The following is a 24,384-nucleotide window of genomic DNA, read 5'->3' on the forward strand; positions in this document are numbered from 1 at the left end:
ACATCGTCGCCGCCTTCGACGGCATCATGGTCGCCCGCGGCGACCTCGGCGTCGAGATGCCCCTCGAACTCGTGCCGATCGTCCAGAAACGCGCGATCAAACTCGCCAAGCGCAACGCCAAGCCGGTGATCGTCGCCACCCAGATGCTCGACTCCATGATCGAGAACTCCCGGCCCACCCGCGCGGAAGCCTCCGACGTCGCCAACGCGGTCATCGACGGCTCCGACGCGGTGATGCTCTCCGGCGAGACCAGCGTCGGCAAGTACGCCGTCCAGACCGTCCGCACCATGTCCAAGATCGTCGCGGCCGCGGAACAGGACATCCTCGCCAAGGGGCTCCCGCCGCTCACCGACAGCAACAAACCCCGCACCCAGGGCGGCGCCATGGCCCGCGCGGCCGCCGAGATCGGCGACTTCCTCGGCGCACGCTTCCTCGTCGCCTTCACCCAGAGCGGCGACACGGCCCGCCGCCTCTCCCGCTACCGCTCCCCGATCCCCCTCCTCGCCTTCACCCCCGAACCGTCGACCCGCTCCCAGCTCAACCTCACCTGGGGCGTGGAAACCTTCCTGGGCCCCCACGTCGACTCCACCGACGCGATGGTCGACCAGGTCGACGACCTCCTCCTCAAATACGGCCGCTGCGAAAAGGGCGACGTCGTCGTCATCACGGCCGGCTCACCCCCCGGCGTCACCGGCTCCACCAACCTGGTCCGAGTCCACCACATCGGCGAGGACGACAGCCCGAAGTAGGGGGTCAGTACTTGGGCCCGACGTGGGCGTCGAGCAGGGCAACATGCGCCCTCTTGGCGACGGAGATGTTGTACGGATCGCCGCCCCGTGTGCAGTGGGTCCACCCGACGCCCAGCTTGTCGAGGGTGCCGGTGTAGAGCTGCCGGATGTCGTCGGACACGTTGGTGAAGAAATACCGCGGATACTCATACCGCTTCCGCACCCCACCAACGGTGCGAGTCGTCCAGTTGACGATCCGACACCCATCGGAGTGAATGAGCCCCCGGACGAACTCCCAGGGGTGAGCATCGACGATGTCCTGCTGCCAGGGTTCGAGGACGATCCGCCGCTCATGCTTCTTGCCGGGGCCGTGCTGGGGGAACATGCAGATCCAGTGCCTTGTGTACGACTTCACCTCGACGCAGCCGCCCCTGTGACGTCGGCTGACGCTCGGGAGCGGCATGACCTTGCGCATGGCTTCCTCGGCTGCAGCGATCAGGCCGGTCTGCGTTGCGTTGCAGAAGACGGAGAGGTGGTGCTGCTTGGGCTTCGACACGATGTGGCCGTCGCCGAGGTACAGGCCGAGCAGGTAGGCGTATGCGATCTCATCGAACTTGCGGCCGGTGCACTGGGGGCAGTCCGTGAGCTGTTCATACGTCTCGCCACGGGCTTTGCGGTCTTCGCTGCGCCACCAGCCGACGGTGCCGCGTGGGACGTTCAGGCGCTCGGCGACGAGCCGATTGGGAACGCCCTGGCGCGTGAGAGCGACGGCTTGGGCTCGAATCGAAGGGTTGTGCTGTTCCATGCGGCCACTCTGCGTCACCGATCGTGACCGCATACGGCAAATGGAGGAGGGGCACGCGAACGTGATCCTCCGCTTGACGGCGGGTCAGAGCTTGGGCCCCGCGTGTGCCTCCATGAGGGCGACGGAGGCTTTGCGGGCGACGGAGATGTTGAACGCGCATCCGTTCCGCGCGGACTGAGTCCACTCGACGCCCAGCTTGTCGAGGGTGTCGGTGTAGAGCTTCCGGATGTCGTCGGAGACATTGGTGAAGAAGTACCGGGGGTACTCGTAGCGCTTACGCTCCCCGCCGACGGTCTTCTCGGTCCAGTTGGTGATGCGGCAGCCGTCCGAGTGGATGAGTCCCTTGATGAACTCCCAGGGATGTGCGTCGACGATCTCCTGCTGCCAGGGCGCGAGTGCGATCTTGCGGTCGTGCTTCTTGCCCGCGCCGTGCTGGGGGAAGAGGAGGGGCCAGTGCCGGGAGTAGGAGGTCACCATGACGCACCCCTGCTTTTGCAGAACGCAGACGCCGATGCCCGGGCGTACGCGGGTGATGGCCTCCCGGCACTCCTGGATGAGTCCGGGCCATGCGTCAGCGCAGGCGATGCGCAGGTAGTAGCCGCTCCGCGGATGTGCGCTGATGCAGCCGTCGCCCAGGTAGAGCCCCAGTAGGTAGGAGTACGCGGATTCATCGGCGGGTGGGCCGGGATCGGGTGGGGTCATTCGGGGCAACGGGTTCAGTCGGTGCTGCCAAGAGCGGATCGCGGAACGGGAGATGCCAGTCTCCCGGCTCACGGAGTTGAGGCTGCGGCCCTGTGTGACGAGGGCGAGTGCTCGCTTGCGGGTGCTGACGTCGTACATGTGAACACTCTGCGAGAGTGATCGCCGCGCCGTGCAGCAAAAAGCGGATGTTCACGAGAACGTGGACATCCGCTTTTCGAGGCAACCTTGGATTTGAAGGAAAAGTGCCCCAGGTGGGATTCGAACCCACACTGTCCGCTGTTTGAGAACGGCCTCTCTAACCAGTTGGAGTACTGGGGCCTTAGAAAGGAAGGGAAACTGCAACCCCTCGCGCACCCACCTTACCGCAGCTAGGTAGGCTCTTGTCAGCAGTACCCCTGCCCTGAACGAGGAGCCCCCGTGACCGCCCCCGAGTCGCCCCAGCCCGTGGACGCGCCCGATGATGACAAGTCGCACGTGCCTCCGCTGACGACCCGTGTCGTCATCGCCGAGGACGAGGCCCTGATCCGGCTCGATCTCAAAGAGATGCTGGAGGAGGAGGGCTACAGCGTCGTCGGTGAGGCCGGTGACGGCGAGCAGGCCGTCGAGCTGGCCCGTGAGCACAAGCCCGACCTCGTGATCCTCGACGTGAAGATGCCCAAGCTCGACGGCATCTCGGCCGCCGAGAAGATCGCCGAGGAGCGCATCGCCCCGGTGCTGATGCTCACCGCGTTCTCGCAGCGCGACCTCGTGGAGCGGGCCCGGGACGCGGGTGCGATGGCGTATCTCGTGAAGCCGTTCAGCAAGAGCGATGTCGTGCCGGCGATCGAGATGGCCGTCTCCCGGTTCACGGAGCTGAAGGAGCTGGAGAACGAGGTCGCGGACCTCACGCTCCGGCTGGAGACGCGCAAGCTCGTGGACCGGGCGAAGTCGATCCTTCAGACGGAGTACGGGCTGACGGAGCCGGCCGCGTTCCGGTGGATCCAGAAGACGTCGATGGACCGGCGGATGTCGATGCAGCAGGTCGCCGAGGCGGTCATCCAGGACGCCGAGGAGAAGAAGGCCGCGAAGGGCTGAGACGAGAGAAGTGAGGCCCGCCTCCCCCGGCAGGGGGAGGCGGGCCTCCGTCGTGTCGCGGCGTGCTCAGTCCTCGCCGAGGTACGCCTTGCGGACCGACTCGTCGTGGAGCAGGTCCTGGCCGGTGCCGGAGAGGACGATCTTGCCGACCTCCATGACATGGCCGTGGTCGGCCAGGGAGAGCGCGGCCTGGGCGTTCTGCTCGATGAGCAGGATGGTGGTGCCCGCGGACTTCAGCTCCTGGATGGTCGCCATGATCTTCTGCATCATGATCGGGGAGAGGCCCATGCTGGGCTCGTCGAGCATGAGCAGTTTCGGCCGGGACATCAGGGCCCGTCCCATGGCGAGCATCTGCTGCTCGCCGCCGGAGAGTGTGCCCGCGGCCTGCTTGCGGCGTTCTCCGAGGATGGGGAAGAGGTCGTAGGCGCGTTGGATGTCCTTCTCGATGCCTTCCTTGTCGTTGCGGAGGAAGGCGCCGAGGCGGAGGTTGTCCTCGATCGTCATGCGCGGGAAGATGTGCCGCCCCTCGGGGGAGTGGGCGAGTCCCAGCGAGACGACCTTGTGGGCGGGGATCTTCTTCAGCGATGTGCCGTCGAACCTGATGTCGCCGGACAGGGGCTGGAGGAGGCCCGAGAGGGTGCGCAGGGTGGTGGTCTTGCCGGCGCCGTTGGTGCCGATGAGGGTGACGACCTCGCCCGCGTTCACCTTGAACGAGATGCCCTTGACGGCCTCGATCTTGCCGTAGGCGACCCTGAGGTCTTCGACCTCCAGCAGTGCGGTCACTTGTCGTCCCCTTCCGTGGTGCTGTGCGCCTCGGCCTCCGCAGCCTCGACTTCGGCGGCTTCGGCGTCGCCCGGGGCGCCCTCGAAGGGAGTGCCCAGGTAGGCGGCGATGACGCGTTCGTCGGCCTGGACGACTTCGGCGGGGCCTTCGACGATCTTCTCGCCCTGGACGAGGACGGCGACCCGGTCGCAGAGGTTCATGATGAACCGGATGTCGTGCTCGATGACGAGGACGGCGATGCCCTTGTCCCGGATGGCGAAGATGAGTTCTTCGGCTGCCCTGGTCTCCTGGGGGTTCATGCCGGCGGTCGGTTCGTCGAGCAGCAGCAGACCGGGTTCGCTCGCCAAGGCCCGGGCGATCTCCAGCTTGCGCTGTTCGCCGTAGGGCAGGTTGCGGGCGAGGTGGTCGGCCTTGGCGGCGAGGCCGGTGAACTCGAGGAGTTCCATGGCCCGGGCCCGTGACTCGTCCTCGGCCTTCTTGAAGCCGGGCAGGCGCAGGAGGGCGGACCAGAGGCCTTCCTTGGTGCGGGTGTGCCGTCCGACCAGGACGTTCTCCAGAACGGTCATGTTGGCGAAGAGCCGGATGTTCTGGAACGTACGGGCGATGCCGGCCTGGGTGACCAGGTGCGGCTTGGGGGGCAGGACGGTGCCCTTGAAGGCGACCTTGCCCTCGGTCGGCACGTAGAGGCCGGTCAGGCAGTTGAAGAAGGTCGTCTTGCCGGCGCCGTTGGGGCCGATGAGGCCGACGATCTCGCCGCTGTTGACGGTGAGGTTCACGTCGCGGACGGCGGTGAGTCCGCCGAAGCGCATGGTGACACCGGTGGCGTCGAGGACCGTTGTGGTGGTGGGTGCGGTGGTGGTCATGGCGGTCACGCCCCTGCCTTCGCGACGCCGGTCGCGCCTTCGGGCAACGGCTTGTCCTCCGGTACGTCGAGCTGTCCGGTCTCGTGGAATTCGAGCTGCTTCCGGCGGTCGGCGACCAGGCCTTCGGGGCGGAAGCGCATCAGCAGCATCAGGGCGATGCCGAAGAGGAGCAGCTGGTACTCCGCCATGAACTGGAGCTTGGCCGGGATGAGGTAGAGCAGTGCGGCGCCGATGAGGGGGCCGCTGATGGTGCCCATGCCGCCGAGGATGACGGCGGCGAGCAGGAAGGCCGAGTTCGGCGGTACGGAGCCGGCGAACTGGTACTGCTCGGGGGTGACGCTGTAGGACACGTGTGCCTGGACGGTGCCGGCGAGGCCGGCGAGGGAGGCGCCGAGGGCGAAGGCGAGGAGCTTGAGGCGGAAGCCGTTGATGCCCATGGCGGTGGCGGCGGTCTCGTCCTCGCGGATGGCGACCCAGGCGCGGCCGATGCGGGATTCCGCGGAGCGGCGGAAGACCATCACGACGACGGCTGTGAACACCAGCATCAGCAGGTAGTAGTTGGCCGAGCGGGTGAGCTCGTGGCCGAGGACGGTGTGCGGGACTCCGAGGTTGAATCCGAAGATCTCCAGGTCGGGGATCTGGGGGATGCCGTTGGAGCCGTTGGTGATGTCCGGTCCGCTGTTGCCGTTGAGGTTGTTCATGGTGATGCGGAAGATCTCACCGAAGCCGAGCGTGACGATGGCGAGGTAGTCGCCGCGCAGTCGCAGGGTCGGGGCGCCGATGACCACGCCGAAGATCAGCGAGGCGGCGGCGCCGGTGAGAACGGCGGCCCAGAAGGGGAATTGGACACCGATGGTCGAGGCGGGGGAGCCGGAGACCAGCGCGGCGGCGTAGGCGCCGACGCCGAGGAAGGCGACGTAGCCGAGGTCGAGGAGGCCGGCGAGGCCGACGACGACGTTGAGGCCCAGGGCGACCGTGGCGAAGATGAGGATGTTCGCGCCGATGAGGGCGAACTGGTCGTTGGTCTGGGTGAAGGGGAAGCAGATCGCCGCGGCGAACGCCGCGCCCAGGGTGACGTTGCGGTGCTTGGCGGTGAGGGCCGAGAGCCGCTTCAGCAGTCCGGCGCGGGTGACGGCGGTGAAGCCGAACGCGGCGACGATGAGGAAGCCGATGAACAGTTCGGAGTACTCGGTGCCGATGCCGTAGGCGAAGACGTACAGGCCGACGCCGAAGCCTCCGGCGATGATCAGGATCTCCACCCAGGAGGGGAGTTCCCTGGCGCGGCCGGGGTCGGGGGCGGTGAGGGAGTGGCGGATGCGGCCCCAGAGGCTGGGGGTCGGGTCCGCCGCGTCGTAGGGCTGGTCGGCGGGGAGGCCGAGTGCGCCGATCACGGCGACGAGTGCGCCGATGCCGGAGACCCAGGCGCCGGGCTCCAGGTTGACCAGTCCGCCGAGTTCCTGGCTGATGGCGGCCATGGTGTAGCCGGTGGTGCCGAGCACGCCGAGGGCGGCGAGCAGGACGGGGCTGTTCTTGCCGCCGGGGGTGAGCCAGCGAAGGCCGCGGATGCCGTATCCGGCGAGGGCGAACAGCAGGGTGAGCAGGGACCCGAAGAGGGTGAGGATCTGGAGGCCGCCGGGGTAGCCGGTGACGGTCAGGTTGCCCGGGAATTCCTGGGTCCAGGTCCAGGCGAGGAAGGTGCCGATGAGGGCGAGGGCGGAGCCGGCGACCGTCAGTCCGCGGGCCAGGGCCTGCGGGAGCGGGATGATCGGGGTGGCTTCGGTGGTGGACACCTTGGTGGTGTCGGTGGTGTTGTCCATGGGGATGTCGGTGGTCATGGGTATCACGCCCGATCCGCGACGCGTTCGCCGAGCAGGCCTTGGGGCCTGAAGAGCAGGACGAGGATGAGGAGGCTGAACGCCCACACGTCCTTCCAGGCGCCGCCGCCGAAGAGTTCCATGCCGGGGATGTCGCCGACGTAGCCGGTGGCGAGGGACTCGGCGACGCCGAGGACGATTCCGCCGAGCATGGCGCCGTAGATGTTGCCGATGCCGCCGAGGACGGCGGCGGTGAAGGCCTTGAGGCCCATCAGGAAGCCCATGCGGAAGCCGACCTGGCCGTTCTTGAGGCCGTAGGCGACGGCGGCGATGGCGGCGAACGCGGCACCGATGGCGAAGGCCATGACGATGATGCGGTCGGTGTTGACGCCCATCAGCTTGGCGGTGTCGGGGTCCTGGGCGGTGGCCTGCATGCCGCGGCCGGAGCGCGTCTTGGTGACGAACAGGCCGAGGGCGATCATGCAGAGCGGGGCGGCGACGAGGACGAAGAGGTCGCCGCGCTGGATGTTGGCGCCGAAGACGTCGATCGGGCCGCCTTCGAACTGCGGGAAGGGGTGGTCCTTCTTCGCGTCCGGGTACCACATCCAGACCGCCTGCTGGAGGGCGATGGACAGGCCGATGGCGGTGATGAGGGGCGCGAGTCGTGGTGCGCCGCGCAGGGGGCGGTAGGCGAAGCGTTCCGCCGCGGTGGCGACGGCCACGGAGACGAGGACACCGCCGATGATCATGAGGGGGATGGCTGCGCCCAGGGCGAAGCCGGCGGGAAGTACCAGCCAGACGGTGAGGGCTCCGAAGCCCCCGACCATGAATATCTCGCCGTGGGCGAAGTTGATGAGCTGGACGATGCCGTAGACCATCGTGTAGCCGATCGCGATGAGTCCGTACATCGCGCCGAGGATGAGTCCATTGGCCAGCTGTTGCGGCAGTTCGTGCACCGCAGGGCCTCCGTGGAGTGGTTCGGATATGGCGCCGCGCGGGAGCGCTGGTGGGCGCTTCCCGCGCGGCCTGGATCAATGTGGGAGGGGGGCGTCCCTATCCGTCCTTCGTTCAGCCGACCTTGGGGGTGCCGCTGTACTCCGGAGCCCACTCGTTCTTGTCGATCTTGTAGGCGGTCATGGTGTGGTTCGTGGTGTCACCGAACTCGTCGAACGAGATGGGGCCGGTGACGCCGTCGAACTTGATCTTGCTCATGGCGTCCAGGACGACCTTGCGGCCGTCGGACGGAACCTTGCCGTCGTTGCCCTCGACCGCCAGCTTGACGGCCTCGATGATGGCCCAGGTGGCGTCGTAGGTGAGGCCGCCGTACACCTGGTACGGGTCCTCGTAGCCGGCGGCCTTGTAGCTGTCGATGAACTTCTTGGCGGAGTCGAGCTTCTCGACCGGCTCACCGACGGAGGTGCCGAGGTCGCCCGCGGCCTTCTTGTTGAGCACGGGGTAGTCGGTGGAGACGATGCCGTCGCCGCCCATGAGCGGGATGTTCTGGCCGCTGTCCTTGAGCTGCTGGCTCAGCGGTGCGGCGGCGGGGTACTCGCCGCCGTAGTACAGGGCCTCGGCACCGGTCTTCTTGATCTTGGCCACGACGGCGTTGAAGTCACGGTCGTCGGGGTTGATGTGGTCGGTGCCGACGATCTTGCCGCCGAGCTTGGTGAAGTTCGTCTTGAACGAGGCGGCGAGGCCGGCGCCGTAGGTCTTCTGGTCGTCGATCAGGTAGACCTTCTTGAGCTTGGCCTTGTTGAACAGGTAGTCCGCGGCGAAGGCGCCCTGGATCTCGTCCGTGGTGGCCGTGCGGAAGAAGGTCTTGAACTGGCGGACCGGGTTGCCGGTCTTCCAGCCGTCGCCCTTGGTCAGCTCCGTGCCGGTGTTGGCCGGGGAGACCTGGGTGAGGCCGGCGTCGTTGAACGGCTTCTGCATCTGCTGCGAGACGCTGGAGTTCAGCGGGCCGACGACGCCGAGGACGTCCTTGTTGCTGATGAACTTGCCGGCGTTCTGCTGACCCACGGAGGGCTGCGCCTGGTCGTCGAGAGCCTCGATCTTGAACTCGACGCCCTTGACGTACTCCTCCTTGTTGGCCGTCTTGGCGGCCAGGTCGGCGGAGTTCTTCATGCCGAGCCCGAGTGCGGACAGGTCGCCGGTCAGCGGGGCGTCGAGGCCGATCACGACCGTGGTCTTGCCACCGCCGCCGCTGCCGTCGCTGCTGTCGTCGCGCGAACCGCAGGCGGTGAGGGTGAGAGCTCCGGCGGACAGCACGGCGGTGATGGCGATGAGAGAACGTTGACGCACGTTCCAGTCCTTTCCCTGGGCGGCCCTCCCCCCTGGAAGAGCCCGAGTCGAGCGCTGTTGGCCGAAGAGGTATTCCAGCCGTGCGGTGACTGGGCGTGACTCTAAGCGGGTGAAGGGAAGACCGAGGAGGGTCTGACCAAGGCTGTGACTCTCTTGTTATGACACGAGGTAATGCAGAGCGGTACTTGGCGGGTGGAACAGCGAATTTCAGGCCGATTCGCCCTGTCCACATAGTGAGAACGCGCAGGACGTCCACCGGGGAGTTCAGGCGTCTCAAGGGTTTTGGTGGTGACATTAAATCGTTGCTGTAGGCGACTTGTGGGACCTGGGAGAAGCCCTGTGCATATCGCCGCCCCGGAGTGAAACGGGGAACCTGTATTGCGTGCACATTACGTAGAGTTACGCCCAGGAAAGGAAGGCCGGCGTTCTCCGACGCATTTCCGCATTCCGGGACGCTCGGCGCGATGACGATCGTGCGGGCGGAACCGGGATCGGTCCGCAACGCGGTCCGCAACGGCGGTGCGGCCGCGGCCGGTCGGGGAGGGCGCGGCGGGGTGTGAGGGGATGTGTGCCGCTCGGGAGGGGTCAGGAGACCCGCAACACCACGGAGCGCAAGGGTACTTCGCGCATCCCCCGCGTTTCCACGGCGCCCACCGACGCCCGAGCCGTACGCGCGACACGACTCGTGGGGGCCGCGCGGCGGGTCAACTCACCGGCCCGTTGACCCTTTTGCTCCGCCCGGCCCCTCCCGCGGTCGTACCCCTGCGTCAGGCCGCCCCGCCCGCCGGGGCCTACGCGGTTCAGCCGGTCGCGCCGCCCGCCGGGGCCGCGTCGTCCGCCTTCAGGTCGCGCAGCAGACAGGTCAGCCGGGCGGTGCACACCCGGCGGTCCTGCTCGTCGCTGATCACGATCTCGTACGTCGCCGTGGTCCGCCCCCGGTGCACGGGCGTGGCGACGCCGGTGACCAGGCCGGAGCGGATGCCCCGGTGGTGGGTGCAGTTGAGGTCGACCCCGACGGCGATCTTGGAGGTGCCGCCGTGCAGCATCGCGCCGACCGAGCCGAGGGTCTCGGCGAGCACCGCGGACGCGCCGCCGTGCAGCAGGCCGTAGGGCTGGGTGTTGCCCTCGACCGGCATGGTGCCGACCACCCGGTCCGCGGCGGCCTCGACGATCTGTACGCCCATCCGGTTGCCGAGGTGGCCCGCGGAGAACAGGGCCACCAGGTCGACACCGAGGGCGCTGTACTCGTCGAGGACCTCCTGCGGGAACTTCACGTGCTGCTGCTCGCCCATGGGGCCCGGCTCCGTTCGTCGATCATGTCCTGCCGTCACTGAGCAAACGCTCAGTCGGTGGCCGATTGTTCCAGACGGACCACGACGGACTTGCTGGCCGGGGTGTTGCTGGTGTCCGCCGTGGCGTCCAGCGGCACCAGCACATTGGTCTCCGGGTAGTACGCGGCCGCGCAGCCCCGCGCGGTCGGGTACACCACGACGCGGAAGCCGGGCGCCCGCCGCTCCACGCCGTCCCGCCACTCGCCGACCAGATCGACGTACGCGCCGTCGGCGAACCCGAGCGCGCGGGCGTCCTCGGCGTTGACCAGGACGACCCGCCGTCCGTTCTTGATGCCCCGGTAGCGGTCGTCCAGGCCGTAGACGGTGGTGTTGTACTGGTCGTGCGAGCGCAGCGTCTGGAGCAGCAGACGGCCCTCGGGCAGTTCCGGGTACTCGATGGGCGCGGCGGTGAAGTTGGCCTTGCCGGTGGCCGTCGGGAAGCGGCGTTCGTCGCGCGGGGCGTGCGGGAGCGTGAAGCCGCCGGGGCGGGCCACGCGCGTGTTGAAGTCCTCGAAGCCCGGGATCACGCGCGCGATGCGGTCACGGATCGTCGCGTAGTCCTTCTCGAACTCCGCCCACGGCGTCCCGCTGTTCTCGCCGAGGACCCGGCGGGCGAGCCGGCAGACGATGGCGGGCTCGGACAGCAGATGCGGGCTCGCGGGCGCCAGCCGGCCGCGCGAGGCGTGCACCATGCCCATCGAGTCCTCGACCGTCACGAACTGCTCGCCGCCGCCCTGCACATCACGCTCGGTGCGGCCCAGGGTGGGCAGGATCAGGGCCCGCGCGCCCGTGACGACGTGCGAGCGGTTGAGCTTGGTCGACACGTGCACGGTCAGCCGGGCGCGCCGCATGGCCGCCTCGGTGACGTCGGTGTCGGGGGAGGCCGACACGAAGTTGCCGCCCATGGCGAAGAACAGCTTGGCCTCGCCGTCGCGCAGCGCGCGGATGGCGCGGACCACGTCGAAGCCGTGCGCGCGCGGGGGCGCGAAGCCGAACTCCTTCTCCAGGGCGTCCAGGAAGGCGGGGGCGGGGCGCTCGAAGATGCCCATGGTGCGGTCGCCCTGCACGTTGGAGTGGCCGCGCACCGGGCACACGCCGGCGCCCGGGCGGCCTATGTTGCCGCGCAGCAGAAGGAAGTTGACGACCTCGCGGATGGTCGGCACGGAGTGCTTGTGCTGGGTCAGGCCCATCGCCCAGCACACGATGGTGCGTTCGGAGGCGAGCACCATCTCCAGGGCCCGTTCGATCTCCGCGCGCGTGAGGCCGGTCGCGGCGAGCGTCTCGTCCCAGTCGGCGGCCCGGGCGGCCGCGGCGAACTCCTCGTAGCCGTGGGTGTGCGCGTCGACGAACTGCCGGTCGACCGCGCCCTCGGTCTCCAGGACCAGCTTGTTCAGGAGCCGGAAGAGGGCCTGGTCGCCGCCGATGCGGATCTGGAGGAACAGATCGGTGAGCGCGGCGCCGGTGGTGAGGCCCTTGGGGGTCTGCGGGTTCTTGAACCGCTCCAGACCGGCCTCGGGCAGCGGGTTGACGCTGATGATCTTCGCGCCGCCCGACTTGGCCCGCTCCAGGGCGGAGAGCATGCGCGGGTGGTTGGTGCCGGGGTTCTGCCCGGCGACGATGATCAGGTCCGCCCGGTGCAGGTCGTCCAGCAGGACACTGCCCTTGCCGATGCCGATGGTCTCCGACAGGGCCGAGCCCGACGACTCGTGGCACATGTTGGAGCAGTCCGGCAGGTTGTTCGTGCCCAGCTCGCGCGCGAAGAGCTGATAGAGGAACGCCGCCTCGTTGCTGGTGCGGCCCGAGGTGTAGAAGACGGCCTCGTCGGGCGAGGCGAGGGCGGCCGTCTCCTCGGCGACGATGTCGAAGGCGCGCTCCCAGGTGACGGGCTCGTAGTGCGTGCCGCCCTCGGGGAGGTACATGGGGTGGGTGAGCCGGCCCTGCTGGCCCAGCCAGTAGCCGCTGCGGCCGGCCAGGTCGGCGACCGGGTGGGCGGCGAAGAACTCCGGGGTGACCCGGCGCAGGGTCGCCTCCTCGGCCACGGCCTTCGCGCCGTTCTCGCAGAACTCCGCCGCGTGCCGGTGCTCCGGCTCGGGCCAGGCGCAGCCGGGGCAGTCGAAGCCGTCCTTCTGGTTCACCCGCAGCAGGGTCAGCGCGGTGCGCCTCACCCCCATCTGCTGCTGGGCGATCCGCAGGGTGTGCCCGATGGCGGTCAGTCCCGCCGCCGCGTGCTGTGGCTCGGCGACCTGTGGAGCGTCCTGGACCGGATCGGCCTTGGGCGGCTTCGTTGCCATCGCGCGCTCTCCTTCGACCAGCCGTCGCCGCGCCCACGCATGCGCTCGCGGCCGGGTTCTGTCTGCCTCTGCTCGTCTGCGTATTCGATCCTCGCACGGGTCACGGACATCGCCGCCGTCCGGTGGCCGGCGCCGACTGTCAGTGGGGCGTGGCAGGATCGGGGGCGTGGCAGAGACAGCAGCGAAGAAGACCGACACCCCCGCCGGCGCCAGCCGCCCACGCCTGATGCTCATGGACGGGCACTCGCTGGCCTACCGCGCGTTCTTCGCGCTGCCCGCGGAGAACTTCACCACCGCGACGGGCCAGCCGACGAACGCGATCTACGGCTTCGCGTCGATGCTCGCCAACACCTTGCGTGACGAGGCGCCCACGCACTTCGCGGTGGCCTTCGACGTCTCCCGCAAGACCTGGCGCTCGGAGGAGTTCACCGAGTACAAGGCGAACCGCTCCAAGACCCCCGACGAGTTCAAGGGCCAGGTCGAGCTGATCGGCGAGCTGCTCGACGCGATGCACGTCTCGCGGTTCGCGGTCGACGGCTTCGAGGCCGACGACGTCATCGCCACGCTCGCCACCCAGGCCGAGGCCGAGGGCTTCGAGGTGCTGATCGTCACCGGCGACCGCGACTCCTTCCAGCTCGTGTCCGAACACACCACCGTCCTCTATCCGACGAAGGGCGTCTCGGAGCTGACCCGGTTCACCCCGGAGAAGGTCTTCGAGAAGTACGGGTTGACGCCCGCCCAGTACCCCGACTTCGCGGCGCTGCGCGGCGACCCGTCCGACAACCTGCCGGGCATCCCGGGCGTCGGCGAGAAGACGGCCGCGAAGTGGATCAACCAGTTCGGTTCGTTCGCCGAGCTGGTCGAGCGCGTCGAGGAGGTCAAGGGCAAGGCCGGCCAGAACCTCCGCGACCACCTGGAGGCCGTCAAGCTCAACCGCCGGCTCACCGAGATGGTCCGCACGGTCGAGCTGCCCAAGGCCGTCCCCGACCTGGAGCGCGCCCCGTACGACCGCACGGCCGTCGCGATGGTCCTCGACACCCTGGAGATCAGGAACCCCTCGCTGCGCGAGCGGCTCCTCGCCGTCGACCCCGGCGCCGAGGAGGCCGAGGCGGCCCCGCCCGTCAGCGGCGGTGTCGCGGTGGACGGCACGGTCCTGGGCACCGGCGAGCTGACCGCCTGGCTCACCGAGCACGGCACCGGCACCCTCGGCGTGACCACGGTCGACACCTGGGCGCTGGGCAGCGGCTCGGTCGCCGAGGTCGCGCTCGCCGCCGCGGACGGCGCGGCCGCCTGGTTCGACCCCGCCGAGCTGGACGAGTCCGACGAGAACACCTGGGCGGCGTGGCTGGCCGCCGAGGACCGCCCCAAGGTGCTGCACGACGCCAAGGGCGCCATGCGCGTGTTCGCCGAGCACGGCTGGTCCGTCGCCGGTGTCGCCATGGACACCGCGCTCGCGGCCTACCTGGTCAAGCCGGGCCGCCGCTCCTTCGACCTGGACGCGCTGTCCCTGGAGTATCTGCACCGTGAGCTGGCCCCCGCCGCCACGGCCGACGGCCAGCTCGCCTTCGGCGCGGACGACGGCGCCGAGGCCGACGCCCTGATGGTGCAGGCCCGCGCGATCCTGGACCTCGGCGAGGCGTTCCGGGAGCGGCTGGAGGAGGTCGGCGCGACCGACCTGCTGCGGGACGTGGAGCTGCCCACCTCCGCACTGCTGGCCCGGATGGAGCGGCACGGCATCGCGGCCGACCGCGGCCATCTGGAGGCCATGGAGCAGATGTTCGCCGGTGCCGTCCAGCAGGCGGTGAAGGAGGCGCACGCGGCGGCCGGGCACGAGTTCAACCTGGGCTCGCCCAAGCAGCTCCAGGAGGTCCTCTTCGGCGAGCTGGGGCTGCCGAAGACAAAGAAGACGAAGACCGGCTACACCACCGACGCCGACGCCCTCGCCTGGCTCGCCGGCCAGACCGACAACGAACTGCCGGTGATCATGCTCCGGCACCGGGAGCAGGCCAAGCTCCGGGTCACCGTCGAGGGCCTGATCAAGACGATCGCCGCCGACGGCCGGATCCACACCACCTTCAACCAGACGGTCGCCGCGACCGGGCGGCTGTCGTCCACGGACCCCAACCTCCAGAACATCCCGGTCCGCACCGACGAGGGGCGGGCGATCCGCCGCGGCTTCGTCGTCGGCGAGGGCTTCGAGTCCCTGCTGACCGCCGACTACAGCCAGATCGAACTGCGCGTGATGGCCCACCTCTCCGAGGACGAGGGCCTGATCCGGGCGTTCACCTCCGGCGAGGACCTGCACACCACGGCCGCCGCCCAGGTCTTCGGCGTCGAACCGGCCGCCGTGGACGCCGAGATGCGCCGCAAGATCAAGGCCATGTCCTACGGCCTGGCGTACGGCCTGTCGGCGTTCGGCCTGTCCCAGCAGCTCAACATCGACGCGGGCGAGGCGCGCGCCCTGATGGACGCCTACTTCGAACGCTTCGGCGGCGTCCGCGACTATCTGCGCCGCGCGGTGGACGAGGCGCGGGCGACGGGCTACACGGCGACCCTCTTCGGCCGCCGCCGCTACCTCCCCGACCTCAACAGCGACAACCGCCAGCGCCGCGAGGCCGCCGAGCGCATGGCCCTCAACGCACCGATCCAGGGCACGGCGGCGGACATCGTCAAGATCGCCATGCTCAAGGTGGACGCCGCGCTCCGCGCCGCGGACCTGCGCTCCCGGATGCTCCTCCAGGTCCACGACGAAATCGTCCTGGAGGTCGCCCCCGGCGAACGCGAGACGGTCGAAGACCTCCTCCGCCGCGAAATGTCCGACGCGGTCCACCTGAGGGCCCCCCTGGACGTCTCGGTGGGCGCGGGCCCGGACTGGGAATCGGCGGCACACTAGCCTCCGGCGGCCGAGCGGCAGAGCCCGGGTGCCGCCCCAGCCCCTGGCCCCCGGCCCCGGTCGGGCCCCGGCCGGCCCCGGCCCCGGCCTCGGGCCCGGGGCGGCCCCCGGGCCTCGGGTTCGGATCGGGCTCCGGCTCCGGACCTCGGGCTCCGGTCCTCGGGCCGCGGTGGCCTCGGGCGCCGGCTTCCGGCCTCGGGCGGGGCCTTGGCCTCGGGTCCAGATCGGGCCCCGGCTCGGACTTCGGTCCTCGGGCCGCGGTGGCCTCGGGCGGGGCCTTGGCCCCCGGCCTGGGGGCGGTCGGGGCGCTGCCCTCAGCCTCGGGTTCGGATGGGTGCCCGGCGCCAGCCCCGGCTCGGGGTGATCCGGTCGTCGCCCCCGTCTCACCCGCGTGGCCCCGCAAATCCGTCGTCCGGGGGGCGGGGCCGGGAGGATGCCCGCATGGGTATACGCATGCTTCACCGCCGGACGGCACACGCACGCGTTCACGTCACTGCGGACGCCGGGTCGTCCCTCAACGGTCCGGTGTGGCGTCCGATGGCCGCCCTTGCGCCCGGCGTCGCCACGCCCCGTGTCCCCAGGACGACCGGTACGGTTCTGCGCGCCGCCTCGAGGCCCGTCGTACGCCTGGGGCGTCTCGTGCGTCGCGTTTGCCGGCTCGGGTTCGAGGTGGTTCGGGGCCGCTTGGAACTCGCCCTCGGCATGCGTCGGCGGAGACGGAGGACACGCAGGATCCGTGTCTTCGTCGTACCGATGACCGTTACGGAGCGCCCCGCTCGCCGGCCGTGACCTCCACCGGCCGTCCGGCGGCGACGTCGGGGCGGGTGGCCGGGCGCCGGAGGCGGACGCCGGCGGCGTACAGCAGTACGCCCAGCAGCAGTCCCGCGCCCGCTCCGAAGCAGAGCGTCGGGATCAGTTCCCACGGCTTGGCCTCCCGCTGGCCCCAGTACTCCCACCACCGCGTCGCCCGCCGTACCGCCGCGACCAGCGCGCAGCCGCCGATGACGGCCGCGGCCCACCACCGGTCCCGTACCGACAGCGCGGGCACCCCGTCCGGCGGCCCGTCCGGCGTGCTGCGCACCGCGCGCGTGAGGAACACGGCGATCACGACCGCCGCCACCGCCGAACCGCCGTACTGGAGGTACCAGTACAGCGGCGAGCCCGCGATCGTCTCGCCGAGGACCGGGAACAGCCGCATGCCCCAGCGGTCGAGGTGCGTGAAGGCGTCCCACACCACATGCGTCAGCGCGCCGAGCACGGCGGAGGCGTACCACCACAGGGCCGTCGACGGGCTGACCCGCGCGCGGGGCCGGCCGCAGCGGGTCAGCGCGGCCGTCCTGCCCTGGCGAGCGCGCGGCAGCAGCGCCACCAGGGGTTCCCGCACCAGCAGCCAGAGCCCCACCAGGCCGACGGCGATGAGCACATCGACGGTGAACACGCCCGCGAAGGAGTGCGTGACGTCACCGAACCGCATCGCGTCGTCCAGGACGCTCGCCGCGTAGTAGGTCAGATCGGGCGCGAAGCTGCCCGCCACGAGAACGGCGGGCACCAGCCGGCCGCGGCCGGTCCCGTCGGTGCGCACGCCGGGCAGCACGGCCGCCGCATGACTGAGGGTGAACGGCACCACGGCTCCCGGGGCGAGGGTCGGCGGACCGGACGGTCCCTTGATCACGACGCGGCGCGGGCGTGGGGCGGTTCCGTGAAATCGGAACCCGAACGGGTGCCGGGGCAAAAGAAGTTGTCGTAGGGTCGCCTGGGTTGCCGTGCGACACGCCGCCGGACGCAACCCACCGGGCGGGCTGATCGTCACAAGAGCAGAAAGCTACAGCGGCAGGGGCGCCGGGCGTCCCACGGGAGGGGTTCACTTCATGTCGTCGGCGTATTTCGGCAGCAGGCTGCGCAAGGGGGCGGTCAACACCACCGTGGCAGCCCTGGCCGTCGCGGCACTCGCCGCGTCCCAGGCACCCGACGTCACGGCCGACAGCGCGGGCAGACAGACCACCACCGACGCCCCGGCCGCCGACCCCGGCCCCGCCACCGCCGACGGCGCGACCGGCAACTCGCCGTACTACACGGACCTGCCGCCCCTCAACAGCCCGAACCCCGCCCCGAGCGCGAGCACCGGCACCACACCGGCCGGCACCGGCAGCTCCGAGGCCGGCATCCCCGCGACCGTCCTGGACGCCTACAAGAAGGCCGAGGCGAAGCTGGCGCAGTCCAAGCCCGGCTGCAACCTGCCCTGGCAACTCCTCGCCGCCATCGGCAAGGTGGAGTCCGGCCAGGCCCGCGGCGGCCGCGTCTCCGCCGACGGCACCACCCTCGCCCCGATCCTCGGCCCGGTCCTCAACGGTGTCGGCTTCGCGAACATCAGCGACACCGACAACGGCGCCTACGACGGCGACAGCACCTACGACCGCGCCGTCGGCCCCATGCAGTTCATCCCCTCCACCTGGGAGTGGGCGGGCCGCGACGGCAACGGCGACGGCCGCAAGGACCCCAACAACATCTACGACGCCGCGCTCGCCGCCGGCCACTACCTGTGCCGCTATAGCTGGGACATGTCCACCTCGTCCGGGCTGCGCAGCGCGATCCTCAGCTACAACAACTCGACGGACTACTACAACACCGTCATCTCGTGGCTGGAGTACTACCGCAAGGGCAGCCACGAGATCCCGGACGGCACCGGTTCCGTGCCGTCCAACCGCAGCGACGACGACAGCGGCACCACACCCCGCACCCCGGCCACCCCCGCGGCCCCGCACAAGCCCGGCAAGCCGAACAAGCCGAACAAGCCGGGTACGCCCGCCGAGCCGAGCACCCCGCCGGCCACCCCGAAGCCGCCCGCGACGCCCACCGACACCGTCCACCACCTGGAGGACGCGGGCACCGCCCCGCTCACCGCCATGGCGGGCGACGCGTTCACCGCCCGGATCGGCACCCGTACCGAGACGGCGGCCGGGAAGGCCGTCGCCAAGGTCAGGGTCCGCTTCACCATCACCGGTGACACCGACGCCACCTTCGCCGGCGGCGAGAGCGTCGCCACCGTCGTCACCGACGGCAAGGGCGTCGCGTCCGCGCCCGCGCTCCGGGCGGGCGAGAAGACCGGCGCGTTCACCGTGCGCGCCACCGTCGTCGGTCGCACGGTCACCGCCGTCACCTACCGGGCCACCGTCACCGAGCGCGCCGCCGACACCCTCACCCGTGCCGCCACCACGGACCTGACCTGCGAGGTGGGCGGCGAGTTCGCCGAGGAGATCGAGCTGAAGGCCACCTACGGCGGCGCCGCCGCGGACAAGGTCGCCGCCACCGCCACCCTGATCACCTCGGCCGAGGAGCCCACCACCAACGACAAGGGCCCCTACTTCAAGGACGCCGACGGCAACCCGGTCCGCACCTGGACGCTCAGCACCGACGCCGACGGCCTGCTGAAGCTCCCCAAGCTGTACGCGGACGACACCGCCGGCACCTACCTGCTGCGCGTCACCACCACCGGCGGCGCCACCCTCACGCTCGACCTCACCGTCACCGCCCCGGAGCCCACGACACCGAGCCCGGACCCCGGCGAGTCCCAGGATCCGGCCGACCCGAGCCCCGAGCCCAGCACCTCGTAGTCCGCTCCCCGTACGCCACGACGGCGCCCCTCCCGACGGAGGGGCGCCGTCGTGCCGTCCGGCCTGTTCTCATCTCACCCGCCCGTTGCTACGGTGCCGCACCTGACACCCTGTCAGATGACGTTCCGTCGGCCCCGGGAGGTCCGTATGCGCGCCCTGATCGCCGCCGCCACCGGACTCGCCGCCGCGCTCGCGCTCGTCCTCGCCCTCACCGCGCTCGGCACCCCCACCGGGAAGACCTCCCCGAAACCGTTGCTGACGACGGTGCCCGCACACCCGTAACCGCCCGGGAGGGAGGCCGAGATGCGCCGCAAGGCCGGCCTGGTCCTGCTCGCCCTCGCCGTGTTCTGCACGGCCCTGTCCCCACTGCTGCGCTGGTACGCCTTCCCGCGCCTGGCCAAGGTCCCGGCGAACGAGTACCAGACCATGGTCCTGGAGGCGAAGGACGCCACCCTCCTCGACTACGGCACCATGACCGCCCGCACCGTCCCCCGCATCACGATCGTCCAGACCCTCAAGGGGAACGTGGAAGCCTCCGAGCGCATCGAACGGACCGCGGGCCGCGACGTCGTCGTCTGGGACGGCCTCTCCCACGTCCTGGGCCCCGACGGCGCCATGGTCTCCAGCGTCCCCGAGCGCTACATCTTCGACGCCCACACCCAGGAACCCGTCCACGCCACCGGCGAGGCGGTCGACGGCGACCCCGTCCGCCGCGAGGGCATCGAGTTCAAATGGCCGTTCCTGACCGAGAAACGGGACTACCAGTACTTCGACGCCCAGGCCCGCAGCACCGCCCCCATCCACTACAAGGGCACCCGGGACTTCCGCGGCGTCCCGGTCTACTACTTCGAGCAGACCGTCCCCTGGACCAAGGTCCCCATGCCCCGCACCCTGCCCGTCCAGGGCATCACCCGCGAGACCGTCGCCGAGACCGGCACCACCCGCTGGTACACCACCGTCCGCAGATTCTGGGTCGAACCCCTCACCGGCGCCCCCGTCTACGGCGAGGAGATCCACCGCGAGGAACTGCGCGGCGGCACCCTCCTCGGCGACCGCGACAAGGTCACCGCGTTCGCCGGGCACGTGAAGATGCGCGAGGACTACATCGAGCACACCGTCGCCCTCGTCAAGCACAACCGCACCCTGGTCCTGCTGCTGACCTCCTACCTCCCGTGGGGCTTCCTCACCCTGGGCGGCCTGCTCCTCGCCCTCGCCCTCTGGCTGGAGGCGCGCGGCAGACGCCCGGCCGGTCCCGCGCCCGACACCGCCCGGCCCGCCGAGCCGGTCAGCGCCTGAGCGCGGCGTTGGTGCGCCGGGTCGGCTCCGCCGTCACCGGGTCCTCGGGCCACGGATGCTTCGGATAACGGCCGCGCAGCTCCGCCCGCACGCCCTTGTAGCCGTCCCGCCAGAAGGACGCCAGATCGGCCGTCACGGCGGCCGGACGCCCCGCCGGCGACAGCAGATGCACCAGCACCGGCACCCCGGCCAGCCGCGGCGACTCCCGCGAGCCGAACATCTCCTGGAGCTTCACCGCCAGCACCGGCCGCTCCGGATCGCCGTAGTCGACCCGGACCGCGGACCCGCTCGGTACGGTGATCCGCTCCGGCGCCAGCTCCTCCAGCCGGGCCGCGTCCCCCGACGCCCACGGCAGCAGCCTGCCGAGCGCCGCCCCGGCGTCGAGACGGGCCAGATCCGCCCGCCGCCGGGCCCGGCCCAGCTCCGGTTCCAGCCATTCGTCCACGCGCGCGTGGAGAGCCTCGTCCGAGACGTCCGGCCAGGGCTCGCCCAGGTGCAGCCGCAGGAACGCCAGCCGCTGCCGCAGCACCAGGGCGCCCGCGGACCAGCGCAGCAGCCCGAACCCCTCCCGGCGCAGCCCGGTCAGCAGCGCCTCCCGGACCAGCGCCGGGTCGGGGTCCCGCAGCGGCCGCGCGGCCAGCTCGATCGCCCCCAGCCGCTCCACCCGGCGCGCCACGACGTCCCCGTCGGCCCAGTGGACCTCCTCGCGCGTGTCCAGCAGCGAGCCGGCCGCGCGCCGGGCGAGGTCCTCGTCGACGACGGCCCCGAGCCGCACACGCGCGTGACCCCGGCCCACGGGACGGTCCGCCACGGCGACCGCGATCCACGGGGCGCCCCGCAAGGGCGAGGTCTCCGGCAGATCGGCCCGGGTGCCGGAGGCCATCAGATACGAGCCGCCGTCGAGCCTGGCCACCCGCTCGGGGAAGGCGAGGGCGGTGACCAGCCCAGCCACCCGGTCGTCACCGCCGACCCCACCGGAAAGGGCTTTCTCCGCCACCTCCCCGGAGGCTCCCCCTGACCCATCACCGACGGCGGCGCTTCTCAGCCGCCGCACCTCACGCCGCCAGCGCTGCGCGTACGCGTCACCGCCGTGCCGCGCCGTCCGCAGTGCGGCCGCGAGATCGTCCCCGTACGCGCGCGGCGCCTCCTCGGACAGCAGGGCCACCACCTCGGCCCCCGGCCCCGGCGCGTCCAGCAGCGCCCGCCCCAGCCGGGGATGCAGCCCCAGCCGCACCAGCCGCCGCCCCCGCGCGGTGGCCCGGCCCGCGCCGTCCACCGCTCCCACCGCCGTCAGCGCGGCCCGCGCCGCCGCCATCGCCCCGGACGGCGGCGGATCGAGCAGCGCGAGACCCGAGGCGTCCGGATCGCCCCAGCAGGCCGCCTGAAGGGCGAACGCCGTCAGATCGGCCACCTTGATCTCCGGGGCCGGGAACGACGGCAGACGGCCGTCCTCCGCCTCCGCCCAGCACCGGTACACCGCGCCCGGCCCCTCACGCCCCGCGCGTCCGGCCCGCTGCCGCCCCGCCGCCCGAGACGCCCGCACGGTCGTCAGCGCGCTCAGCCCGCGCGCGTGATCCACCCGCGGCTCCCGCGCCAGACCCGAGTCCACGACCACCCGCACCCCCGGCACCGTCAGCGACGACTCCGCGACCGACGTGGCCAGCACCACCCGGCGCCGCCCGCCGGGCGCCAGCACCGCGTCCTGCACGGCGGCCGGCGCCCGCCCGTGCACCTGGAGCACCTCCACCCCGCCCAGGTCGCCCAGGAGCGCCGCGACCCGAGCGATCTCCCCGACCCCCGGCAGAAAACACAGCACGTCCCCCGGCCGCTCGGCCAGCGCCCGCCGCACCACCGACGCCACGTGCGCCAGCAGCTCCGGATCCACGCGCGTGCCGTGCGGAGGCCGCACCGGCCGCACCGGCGGGGCCCACACCACCTCCACGTCGTACGACGTCCCGTGCGCGCGCACCACCGGCGCGCCGCCCAGCAGCCGCGCCCAGCCCTCGGTGTCGGTCGTCGCGGACGCGGCCACCAGCCGCAGCTCGGGGCGGAGCGCCTCCCGCACGTCCCACAGGAAGGCCGCCGACGTGTCCGCGTCCAGATGCCGCTCATGGCACTCGTCCAGGATCACGGCGTCGACGCCCGCCAGTTCCTGGTCGCGCTGGAGCCGCTGGAGCAGCACACCCGTCGTCACGACCTCCACCCGCGTGTGCCGGCCGACGACCCGCTCCCCGCGCACCGTGAACCCGACGCTCTCACCCGGCCGCTCGCCCAGCAGCCACGCCATCCGGCGGGCCGCCGCACGGGCCGCGATCCGCCGCGGCTCGGCCACGACCACCCGCCGCGCGGGCCCCTCGCCCAGCAGCCCGGCCAGGGCCAGCGGCACCAGCGTCGTCTTGCCGGTGCCCGGCGGCGCGGCGAGCACGGCCGCGCCGTGCCGGTCCAGGGCGTCGTCCAGCGCGGGCAGGGCGGCCCGTACGGGCAGCGCGCCCAGGGCGTCGTCACGGAGCATCACGCCCCCAGTGTCGTACGCCCGGAAAGGGCCCTCTACGCGCGCGTACGGGCTCGCACGCGCGCGCCACGGTGTGACGAGCGCGCGCCACAGTGTGACGAGCGGTCAGTCGCGGGCGCAGACGAAGATCGCCGTGCCCGGGATCAGGTTCCCGCGCAGCGGGGACCAGCCGCCCCACTCCGAGCTGTTCCAGGCCGGCCACTCCGGCTCGACCAGGTCCACCAGCCGGAACCCGGCGCCCACGATGTCGCGGACCCGGTCGCCCAGCGTGCGGTGGTGCTCGACGTACACCGCGCGGCCGTTCTCGTCCTGCTCCACGTACGGCGTGCGGTCGAAGTAGGAGGAGGAGAGGGTCAGCCCCTCCGGGCCCGGCTCGTCCGGGAAGGCCCAGCGGATCGGATGCGTCACCGAGAACACGAACCGGCCACCGGGCCGCAGCACCCGGCGCACCTCCCCGAGCACCCGCACCGGATCGGCGACGAACGGCAGCGCCCCGTACGCCGAGCAGGCCAGGTCGAAGGAGCCGTCCGCGAACGGCAGCGCGCCCGCGTCCGCGCACACCAGCGGGAACCCGCCGCCGATGCGCAGCGCGTGCTGGAGCTGGCGGTGGGAGAGGTCCAGGGCGACCGGACGGGCGCCCTGCGCGGCCAGCCAGCGCGCGCACTGGGCCGCGCCGGCGCCGATCTCCAGGACCTCCTTGCCCTTGAGGTCCTCCGGCGGGCCGAGCAGCTCGGCCTCCACCTCGTCGAGGCCCTCGGGACCCCATACGAACCGGTCGTCCCCGAGGAAGGTGCCGTGCTCGGTCTGGTACTCGTCGGCGTTGCGGTCCCACCAGCCCCGGTTGGCGCGGGCGCTCTCCGTGACCCCGGCGTCACGCCGGGTGGCCTCCGGCTCGGCGGCGGGCCCGGGGGCGTGCCCGGAGTGCGGCCCTGTGGTGAACGCGGACGATGCGGGCTCTTGGATGATGGGCTCCCTCGTCGTACTCTTCCGTGCAACCCGCCCGACGGCGCCGCACGGGTGTCGCCGGAGGGTGCTTCTGCGGCCTGCGTGGCCTCGGAAGACTGATTGTGTGCCGGGAATGCGGCGATCCGCCCCGGGTGTGCGCCTTCGCGCATTGACCCTGCCCGGCTGCCCCCGTATGCTACAAGTTGCGCTGCGGGCCTGCGCACCTCAGACGTAGCAGGCTGCGCTCGCATCTGTTGTATGTCCCCTCGGTTGTCGAGGTGCCATCACCGGATTCCCGGTGGGGTGCCTCCTTGGCTGTCCGGCTTCATCAGAGCGATACGGGCTCCCGGCGTAGCAGTACCTACGACTTTCTGTCCGTAACCGGAGCCCTTTCCCACATGACGAGCAGCACCGAGACCACCGCCACCACCCCGC

The 24,384-nt window shown here is 71.1% G+C and carries 18 protein-coding genes and 1 tRNA gene; 6 read left to right on the forward strand and 13 right to left on the reverse strand.

The window, feature by feature from the left end; translation table 11 throughout:
• Positions 1–749: pyruvate kinase (locus G6W55_RS33095; RefSeq protein WP_254876542.1), on the forward strand; the 749-nt coding region annotated here is incomplete at its 5' end.
• Positions 750–753: 4 nt separating this feature from the next.
• Here G6W55_RS33095 and G6W55_RS33100 read toward each other — a convergent pair.
• The 3 genes from G6W55_RS33100 to G6W55_RS33110 all read right to left on the reverse strand — a co-directional run bounded on the left by G6W55_RS33100 (position 754) and on the right by G6W55_RS33110 (position 2,553).
• A complete protein-coding gene (locus G6W55_RS33100; protein WP_175524391.1) occupies positions 754–1,533 on the reverse strand; it encodes a helix-turn-helix domain-containing protein in 780 nt (259 codons plus the stop codon).
• 84 nt (positions 1,534–1,617) lie between these two features.
• Positions 1,618–2,373 (reverse strand): helix-turn-helix domain-containing protein, encoded by a 756-nt coding sequence (locus G6W55_RS33105; protein ID WP_175524392.1) that lies wholly within the window; start codon positions 2,371–2,373, stop codon positions 1,618–1,620.
• A 105-nt stretch (positions 2,374–2,478) separates the two neighbouring features.
• Positions 2,479–2,553, reverse strand: a tRNA-Leu gene (locus G6W55_RS33110).
• A gap of 99 nt (positions 2,554–2,652) precedes the next feature.
• On the opposite strand from G6W55_RS33110, the gene G6W55_RS33115 reads away from it, so the two are divergent.
• Positions 2,653–3,309 carry an ANTAR domain-containing response regulator gene (locus tag G6W55_RS33115; protein ID WP_030791532.1) on the forward strand — a complete coding sequence of 219 codons (657 nt, stop codon included), beginning with the start codon at positions 2,653–2,655 and terminating at the stop codon, positions 3,307–3,309.
• Between the two features lie 66 nt (positions 3,310–3,375).
• Here G6W55_RS33115 and G6W55_RS33120 read toward each other — a convergent pair whose 3' ends face one another.
• The 7 genes from G6W55_RS33120 to G6W55_RS33150 form a co-directional block, all read right to left on the reverse strand.
• A complete protein-coding gene (locus G6W55_RS33120) occupies positions 3,376–4,092 on the reverse strand; it encodes an ABC transporter ATP-binding protein (protein ID WP_175524393.1) in 717 nt (238 codons plus the stop codon).
• Positions 4,089–4,955 carry an ABC transporter ATP-binding protein gene (locus tag G6W55_RS33125; protein WP_175524394.1) on the reverse strand — a complete coding sequence of 289 codons (867 nt, stop codon included), beginning with the start codon at positions 4,953–4,955 and terminating at the stop codon, positions 4,089–4,091. The genes G6W55_RS33120 and G6W55_RS33125 overlap by 4 nt, the downstream gene beginning before the upstream one ends.
• 5 nt (positions 4,956–4,960) lie before the next feature.
• The gene (locus tag G6W55_RS33130) at positions 4,961–6,790 is read right to left on the reverse strand and encodes a branched-chain amino acid ABC transporter permease (protein WP_375372496.1); all 1,830 of its coding nucleotides are present in this window, start codon (positions 6,788–6,790) and stop codon (positions 4,961–4,963) included.
• Between the two features lie 5 nt (positions 6,791–6,795).
• Entirely contained in the window at positions 6,796–7,725 is a 930-nt protein-coding gene (locus G6W55_RS33135) for a branched-chain amino acid ABC transporter permease (protein ID WP_175524395.1), read from the reverse strand.
• 112 nt (positions 7,726–7,837) lie between these two features.
• Positions 7,838–9,070: a branched-chain amino acid ABC transporter substrate-binding protein gene (locus G6W55_RS33140; protein ID WP_175524396.1), complete on the reverse strand. Its 1,233-nt coding sequence runs from the start codon at positions 9,068–9,070 to the stop codon at positions 7,838–7,840.
• Positions 9,071–9,870: 800 nt separating this feature from the next.
• Positions 9,871–10,362 carry a PaaI family thioesterase gene (locus G6W55_RS33145; RefSeq protein WP_175524397.1) on the reverse strand — a complete coding sequence of 164 codons (492 nt, stop codon included), beginning with the start codon at positions 10,360–10,362 and terminating at the stop codon, positions 9,871–9,873.
• Positions 10,363–10,412: 50 nt separating this feature from the next.
• Positions 10,413–12,692, reverse strand: a complete 2,280-nt coding sequence (locus G6W55_RS33150) for an FdhF/YdeP family oxidoreductase (RefSeq protein WP_175524398.1) — start codon at positions 12,690–12,692, stop codon at positions 10,413–10,415.
• A 166-nt stretch (positions 12,693–12,858) separates the two neighbouring features.
• Here G6W55_RS33150 and polA point away from each other — a divergent pair, with 166 nt between their 5' ends.
• Positions 12,859–15,585, forward strand: a complete 2,727-nt coding sequence (polA, locus tag G6W55_RS33155) for a DNA polymerase I (protein WP_175524399.1) — start codon at positions 12,859–12,861, stop codon at positions 15,583–15,585.
• Positions 15,586–16,345: 760 nt separating this feature from the next.
• On the opposite strand, the gene G6W55_RS33160 is transcribed toward polA, so the two are convergent.
• Positions 16,346–17,209, reverse strand: a complete 864-nt coding sequence (locus G6W55_RS33160) for a DUF4184 family protein (RefSeq protein ID WP_175524400.1) — start codon at positions 17,207–17,209, stop codon at positions 16,346–16,348.
• Positions 17,210–17,453: 244 nt separating this feature from the next.
• Here G6W55_RS33160 and G6W55_RS33165 point away from each other — a divergent pair, with 244 nt between their 5' ends.
• The 3 genes from G6W55_RS33165 to G6W55_RS33175 all read left to right on the forward strand — a co-directional run bounded on the left by G6W55_RS33165 (position 17,454) and on the right by G6W55_RS33175 (position 20,492).
• Positions 17,454–19,196 carry a lytic transglycosylase domain-containing protein gene (locus G6W55_RS33165; RefSeq protein WP_175524401.1) on the forward strand — a complete coding sequence of 581 codons (1,743 nt, stop codon included), beginning with the start codon at positions 17,454–17,456 and terminating at the stop codon, positions 19,194–19,196.
• Positions 19,197–19,343: 147 nt separating this feature from the next.
• On the forward strand, positions 19,344–19,478 hold the full coding sequence (locus tag G6W55_RS33170; protein WP_107419060.1) for an SPW_0924 family protein: 135 nt from the start codon (positions 19,344–19,346) through the stop codon (positions 19,476–19,478).
• Positions 19,479–19,499: 21 nt separating this feature from the next.
• Positions 19,500–20,492 carry a DUF3068 domain-containing protein gene (locus G6W55_RS33175; RefSeq protein WP_175524402.1) on the forward strand — a complete coding sequence of 331 codons (993 nt, stop codon included), beginning with the start codon at positions 19,500–19,502 and terminating at the stop codon, positions 20,490–20,492.
• Here the strand turns inward: G6W55_RS33175 and hrpB are convergent.
• Together hrpB and G6W55_RS33185 are read right to left on the reverse strand one after the other, a co-directional pair.
• The gene (gene hrpB / locus G6W55_RS33180; protein WP_175524404.1) at positions 20,482–23,004 is read right to left on the reverse strand and encodes an ATP-dependent helicase HrpB; all 2,523 of its coding nucleotides are present in this window, start codon (positions 23,002–23,004) and stop codon (positions 20,482–20,484) included. The two genes, G6W55_RS33175 and hrpB, sit on opposite strands and share 11 nt — an antisense overlap.
• A 105-nt stretch (positions 23,005–23,109) precedes the next feature.
• Positions 23,110–23,970, reverse strand: coding sequence for a class I SAM-dependent methyltransferase (locus G6W55_RS33185; RefSeq protein ID WP_175524405.1), 861 nt, complete (start codon positions 23,968–23,970; stop codon positions 23,110–23,112).
• Between the last annotated feature and the right edge of the window lie 414 nt (positions 23,971–24,384).

The organism is Streptomyces sp. CAI-85 (assembly GCF_013363615.1).
GTDB classification, from domain to species: domain Bacteria; phylum Actinomycetota; class Actinomycetes; order Streptomycetales; family Streptomycetaceae; genus Streptomyces; species Streptomyces antibioticus_B.

Excerpts from the sequence above, each read along its gene's own strand:
- G6W55_RS33145 (WP_175524397.1), bottom strand. The coding sequence starts at position 10,362 with ATGGGCGAGCAGCAGCACGTGAAGTTCCCGCAGGAGGTCCTCGACGAG.
- G6W55_RS33175 (WP_175524402.1), top strand. The coding sequence starts at position 19,500 with ATGCGCCGCAAGGCCGGCCTGGTCCTGCTCGCCCTCGCCGTGTTCTGC.
- G6W55_RS33130 (WP_375372496.1), bottom strand. The coding sequence starts at position 6,790 with ATGACCACCGACATCCCCATGGACAACACCACCGACACCACCAAGGTG.
- G6W55_RS33150 (WP_175524398.1), bottom strand. The coding sequence starts at position 12,692 with ATGGCAACGAAGCCGCCCAAGGCCGATCCGGTCCAGGACGCTCCACAG.
- G6W55_RS33170 (WP_107419060.1), top strand. The coding sequence starts at position 19,344 with ATGCGCGCCCTGATCGCCGCCGCCACCGGACTCGCCGCCGCGCTCGCG.
- G6W55_RS33100 (WP_175524391.1), bottom strand. The coding sequence starts at position 1,533 with ATGGAACAGCACAACCCTTCGATTCGAGCCCAAGCCGTCGCTCTCACG.
- G6W55_RS33165 (WP_175524401.1), top strand. The coding sequence starts at position 17,454 with ATGTCGTCGGCGTATTTCGGCAGCAGGCTGCGCAAGGGGGCGGTCAAC.
- hrpB (WP_175524404.1), bottom strand. The coding sequence starts at position 23,004 with ATGCTCCGTGACGACGCCCTGGGCGCGCTGCCCGTACGGGCCGCCCTG.
- G6W55_RS33125 (WP_175524394.1), bottom strand. The coding sequence starts at position 4,955 with ATGACCACCACCGCACCCACCACCACAACGGTCCTCGACGCCACCGGT.
- G6W55_RS33105 (WP_175524392.1), bottom strand. The coding sequence starts at position 2,373 with ATGTACGACGTCAGCACCCGCAAGCGAGCACTCGCCCTCGTCACACAG.